Origin of the sequence: Wolbachia endosymbiont of Madathamugadia hiepei (assembly GCF_013366855.1) — a bacterium.
Taxonomy (GTDB): domain Bacteria; phylum Pseudomonadota; class Alphaproteobacteria; order Rickettsiales; family Anaplasmataceae; genus Wolbachia.
In genome coordinates, this window is record NZ_WQMP01000111.1 from 1 (window position 1) to 3,413 (window position 3,413).

A 3,413-nucleotide genomic window follows, 5' to 3' on the forward strand; every position below is an offset into this window, starting at 1 on the left:
TGCAAGTGTTGCATATAGAGCTGTAAGCCAAGCTATAAAAGAGAACGTTGATGTTGTTTTGATTGATACAGCAGGCAGGCTACAAAATAACGTGAACCTTATGGAGGAGTTATCAAAAATATATAGAACGATAAAGAAATTGGATGATACTGCTCCTCATGATGTTATTTTAGTTCTTGATGCAACCACCGGCCAAAATGCTTATAGTCAACTAGAGGCATTTAGCAAGATGGTGAGTGTTACTGGGCTAATCGTAACCAAGTTAGATGGCACTGCTAAGGGCGGAGTAGTAATTGGACTTGCGGAAGCTTATAAGGTGAAGTTACATGCTATAGGAATTGGTGAGGGTATAGAGGATCTAAGGGAATTCACTAGTAAAGAATTTGCTGAAGCACTATTTAACTGTGATTGAAGATTTCTCTTAGCTCCTTTATGTGACCAAGCTTAATTATTTCGATATCGTGGGAAGAGTAATTGCCATTTTTAGGCATAATCGCTTTTTTGAACCCCAGTTTTTGTGCTTCTTTGAGCCTCAGGTCAACATGTGAGATGTTTCTAATCTCGCCTGAAAGTGCAACTTCGCCACAAATTATTGAAGAAGTTGGCAGCGGTAAATTTACTATGCTTGAAAAAAGGGAAGCAGCAACAGCAAGGTCAGCCGATGGCTCTTGTATTTTCAGTCCTCCCGCGATGTTCAGATACACTTCTTTTTTGTGTAAAGACATCTCACAACGAGCATTTAATACTGCAATGATCATGGCTAATCGATTAATATCCCATCCAACCACTGCTCTTCTTGGATTTTCCATGTTCGTTCCTGCTATCAACGCTTGAACTTCCATCAAAATTGGTCTTGAACCTTCAATTCCTGCAAATACAGCACTGCCAACAACTTTTCTATCATCAATATTTCCTGCTAGAAATAATGATGATGGATTATCGATAGGCACGAGTCCTGCTTCAGACATCTCAAAAATACCAATTTCATTTGCAGGGCCGAATCTATTTTTAATAGCACGCAAAATGCGATATTGATTGCTATTTTCACCTTCAAAATATAGCACTGTGTCCACCATATGTTCCAAAGTTTTAGGTCCGGCTATTTGTCCATCCTTAGTTATATGACCAACTACTAAGAGGGAAACACCATGTTGTTTTGCAAGAATGGTTAATTCATGGGCACAAGTGCGAACCTGATTCACAGTCCCTGGTGCTGATGTAATTTTGCTATCATACATTGTTTGTATGGAATCAATAATTAAGAATTTTATACTTCTATTTTCTCTTATCGTTGTAACTACATCAGCCAAAGATACTGTAGATAAAAGCTTAACTTTAGGCTCATTTATCTTAAGGCGTTTTGCTCTGAGGCTCACTTGTTCCAAAGATTCCTCGCCAGATACATAAAGACACTCGAGAGAGGAAAGTTGTGCAACGCTAGCTGCAATTCTAAGTAAAAGGGTAGATTTCCCAATTCCAGGTTCGCCGCCAATTAAAATACTTGCACCTTTAACAATACCACCGCCAAAAACTCTATCTAATTCCTCTATTCCCGTTAAAAGACGATCCGGGGTAACAATTTCATCATCCGATAATGCCTTTATTGAAATTGTTACAGATGTATTTTTTGTTTCTGTTCTTACGACTATTTCTTCAACAGCTGTATCCCAATTATCACACGCAATGCACCTTCCTACCCACCTGCCAGTGCTATGACCGCAGGATTGACATACATATACAGTTTTCATAAAAGCTAAAGTTGTTTTTCGCAATTATAACAAAGATTAGTTAAATATGTGATAAACATCAAGCCCTAGATGTATAGTTCCAGGGTGCGATGATGCAACATAACCTGCTTTCTGATTTTGCGTCAAAATTTGCTTACACTTCTCCCAAGTACTCTGCAGTGCTCATCTGCGTTTCTCCTAAAAATTCCTTACCATAAACTGGTTGTGCAAGAGATACATTATAGCGCAATTATGGGTACTTTGCGCATGCATGGATTTTAACATAATCTAATGAGCAATTAGTTGAGATTGCTCAAGAGACTTTAATGATATTCAATCCACTTACTTTTCTATCTTCCATATCGCAATGAGCCTCTATTATTTCATTGAATTTATACTTTTTGTTAATCCTTACCGTTAGAAATTTTTTCTTTATCATCTCAAAGATTTCCATTGCAGTAAGCACTAGTGTGAATCTGTCGTGCTTATAATGATATATCGAGGTTCCTGTAGCAAATAGCGAACGTGAGCTAAGTAAAGAAAAGCTAACCGGAGCGCTGCCTGATATCTGCCCATAGGAAACATATATACCGAACTTGCCTAAAGATTCGAAAGAAAGCTTGCTTGTAGCATAGCCTATCGGGTCGTATACTGCACCTACTCCTTTATTTTGTGTGATCTCCATAATTTTAGAAACAAAGTCTTTATCATTGTAACTTACTGCGTATGTGCAGCCATTCTGCAAAGCTATCTTCATTTTTTCATCAGAACTTACAGAACCTATCACTACCCCTTTTTTATCCTTTGCCCATTGGCATATTATCTGTCCTAAACCACCACTGGCTCCGTGCACGAGCACAACAGTGCCAGGCTTTATTTTGTAAGACTGGTTAACCAGATAGTGAGTTGCCATGCCTTTAAATAGCACTGCTGCTGCAATTTCATCCGGTATTTCGTCTGGAATCTTTATCAGATATTTTTGGTGTATGGTACGTTTTTCACAATATGCTCCAGGTGGTGCTGTGCAATATCCAACTCTATCTCCAATCTCTAAACTATCGCTTACTTTTTTGCCAAGCTTTTCAATAACTCCAACTGCTTCCACTCCAAGCACTGATGGCAGGTTTTTAATTTTGCGAATGCCTTTTCTGTGCTCCAAGTCATAACGATTTAAACCGATAGCTGTGTGACGTACCAAGACTTCCTCGCCTTTTGGCTCACTTGTACTTTTATCTACGAATTCTAATACTTCCGGTCCTCCAGTTCTTTTTATTTGTACGGCTTTAACCATGATGGGCATTAAGATAAAAAACTTTGGCTATATTACCTGATAATCAGTATCCTGTAAAATTATTTAGAAATCTGTAAGATATGTGTTGATAAAAGAATCGGGGCGGAGAGATTTGAACTCCCGACCCTTTGGTCCCAAACCAAATGCGCTACCAGACTGCGCCACGCCCCGGGTTCTTTATTTAGAATAGCAATAACTAAGATAAAATGCAAGGTTCATTTATTTACCAAAAAGCATTTGCTTTTATCCATCATAATACCTTCGCGGTAGCTAGCTGAATTCAGATTTTTTAGCAATAGAAACAAAAAAAACTACTTGATAACCTTCGCCGTTACCCTTATAATGATACTGAAGCTATTTGTTTATCTTCGCAATCTGTGCAGGTTAATGACAAA

General features: G+C 38.3%; 3 protein-coding genes and 1 tRNA gene. 1 reads left to right on the plus strand and 3 read right to left on the minus strand.

The annotated features are described in order from the left end of the window. The coding region (locus GO685_RS04190) for a P-loop NTPase family protein (protein WP_458695294.1) at positions 1-412 on the plus strand (412 nt) is incomplete at its 5' end. Here GO685_RS04190 and radA read toward each other — a convergent pair. The 3 genes from radA to GO685_RS04205 all read right to left on the minus strand — a co-directional run bounded on the left by radA (position 399) and on the right by GO685_RS04205 (position 3,189). Beyond that, complete coding sequence (radA, locus tag GO685_RS04195; RefSeq protein WP_175937703.1) at positions 399-1,748, minus strand: DNA repair protein RadA; 1,350 nt, start codon at positions 1,746-1,748, stop codon at positions 399-401. The two genes, GO685_RS04190 and radA, sit on opposite strands and share 14 nt — an antisense overlap. A gap of 292 nt (positions 1,749-2,040) precedes the next feature. Further along, positions 2,041-3,018, minus strand: a complete 978-nt coding sequence (locus GO685_RS04200; protein WP_175937704.1) for a quinone oxidoreductase family protein — start codon at positions 3,016-3,018, stop codon at positions 2,041-2,043. 97 nt (positions 3,019-3,115) lie between these two features. Next, positions 3,116-3,189 (minus strand) — tRNA-Pro (locus tag GO685_RS04205). Positions 3,190-3,413 lie beyond the last annotated feature (224 nt).

Excerpts from the sequence above, each read along its gene's own strand:
- GO685_RS04200 (WP_175937704.1), bottom strand. The coding sequence starts at position 3,018 with ATGGTTAAAGCCGTACAAATAAAAAGAACTGGAGGACCGGAAGTATTA.
- radA (WP_175937703.1), bottom strand. The coding sequence starts at position 1,748 with ATGAAAACTGTATATGTATGTCAATCCTGCGGTCATAGCACTGGCAGG.